The organism is Brevibacterium jeotgali, assembly GCF_900169175.1.
GTDB lineage: Bacteria > Actinomycetota > Actinomycetes > Actinomycetales > Brevibacteriaceae > Brevibacterium > Brevibacterium jeotgali.
In genome coordinates this window covers 1-1,817 of the sequence record NZ_FXZM01000041.1, presented here as the reverse complement: position 1 = coordinate 1,817, position 1,817 = coordinate 1, and the positions used below count along the sequence as shown (strand labels likewise).

1 protein-coding gene and 1 rRNA gene are annotated in these 1,817 nt (G+C 63.8%); both read right to left on the bottom strand.

Annotated elements, in window-relative coordinates; translation table 11 throughout:
- Positions 1 to 24: 24 nt before the first annotated feature.
- On the bottom strand, positions 25 to 1,368 hold the full coding sequence (gene gdhA / locus BJEO58_RS14715; protein ID WP_180951999.1) for an NADP-specific glutamate dehydrogenase: 1,344 nt from the start codon (positions 1,366 to 1,368) through the stop codon (positions 25 to 27).
- A 346-nt stretch (positions 1,369 to 1,714) separates the two neighbouring features.
- Positions 1,715 to 1,817 (bottom strand): 5S ribosomal RNA (gene rrf / locus BJEO58_RS14710); the annotation flags it as partial.

The window sequence follows — 1,817 nt, the reverse complement described above, 5'->3', positions numbered from 1 at the left end:
CTGAACGAACCGAGGATCACTGCGTCAGACGACGCCCTGCGCACTCATGGCGCGGGCCACGCGGAGGAAGCCCGCGATGTTCGCCCCGGCGACGTAGTCACCCGGCGCGTCGTACTCTTCGGCCGCTTCCGCACACGCTGTGTGGATCCCGGACATGATCTCGTCCAGTCGCGCGTCGGTCTGCCCGAAGGACCACGAGTCACGAGAGGCGTTCTGCTGCATCTCGAGAGCTGATGTCGCCACACCACCGGCGTTCGCGGCCTTGCCCGGGCCGAACAGTACGTCGTTCTCACCGAACACCTTGATGGCGTCCGGCGTGCACGGCATGTTCGCACCCTCTGCCACCACGGATATGCCGTTCTGCACCAGGTCTGCTGCGGCGTCGTGGTCCAGTTCGTTCTGCGTGGCGCAGGGCAGGGCGATATCCGCCTCCAGCGACCAGACGCTTCCGCCATGGTGGAACGTTGCCGAACTCCGTTCAGCCGCGTACTCGCTGATCCTCGCACCGCGCTCAAGCTTCACGTCCTTGAGCAGCCCGATGTCGATGCCGGCGGGGTCGTGGACGAAGCCGCCGGAGTCGGAGGCAGAGATGACCGTGGCACCGAGCTCCTGAGCCTTGAGCGCCGCGTGGATCGCAACATTGCCGGACCCGGAGACGATGACCCTCTTGCCATCGAACGACTTGCCGGCCGCGGCGAGCATCTCGCGGACGAAGTACACCAGACCGAAGCCCGTCGCCTCGGTCCGCACCATGGATCCTCCGTAGTCCAGGCCCTTGCCGGTGAGCACTCCCGCTTCGAACCGGTTCGTGATCCTCTTGTACTGCCCGAACAGGAAGCCCACCTCGCGGCTGCCGACACCCACGTCGCCGGCTGGGACGTCCGTGTGCTCGCCGAGGTGCCGATACATCTCCGTCATGAACGACTGACAGAAGCGCATGATCTCGACGTCGCTCTTGCCCTTGGGGTCGAAGTCCGATCCGCCCTTGCCACCACCGATCGGCATACCGGTCAGAGCATTCTTGAAGATCTGCTCGAAGCCGAGGAACTTCACGATGCCGAGGTAGACGGTCGGGTGGAAGCGCAGACCGCCCTTGTACGGCCCCAGGGCCGAGTTGTACTCGACGCGGAACGCGCGGTTGATCTGGGCCTTGCCGTGATCATCCGTCCACGGCACCCGGAAGATGATCTGCCGTTCAGGCTCGCAGAGGCGCTCGATCACGCCCGACTCCACGAGGTCGGGATGGCGGTCCGCCACGGCGCCCAGGCTGTAGAACACCTCGAGCACGGCCTGGTGGAATTCGGACTCCCCAGGGTTCCTGTGCAGGACAGTGTCGTACATGGGCTGGAGGGCAGGGTGAAGACTCATGGTGAGAACTATATAGGTGACACAAGGATCGAGCGCGCAGTTCTGAATAGCGAGAAGGAATTGCGCATGCGCTGCGTTTATGTTCGCACCACGAGGCCGGGATGTACAGCCCCTGCTGCGGAGGTCCACCGGGTTCCCGGCATCACACGCAGGGCCACCCTCGCCCGAATACACACCTGCTCACCGGGCGCGACCGGGAATCCATACCCTGGGTGTTCGGGCGTCAACACTCCTGTGTGGGAATGCGCACCTCTGTTCGGGAATCGACACCCCCCCCGGGGGTGAATGAGGAAGAGCCCGAAGGTGAGCAATGCTCAAACCTTCGGGCTCTAACCCCTAAAAAGAATTGCGGCGGTGTCTTACTCTCCCACACCCTATCGAGTGCAGTACCATCAGCGCTGGCAGGCTTAGCTTCCGGGTTCGGAATGGGACCGGGCGTTTCCCTACCG

Coding starts and splice junctions, on each gene's coding strand:
- gdhA (WP_180951999.1), bottom strand. CDS start 1,368: ATGAGTCTTCACCCTGCCCTCCAGCCCATGTACGACACTGTCCTGCAC.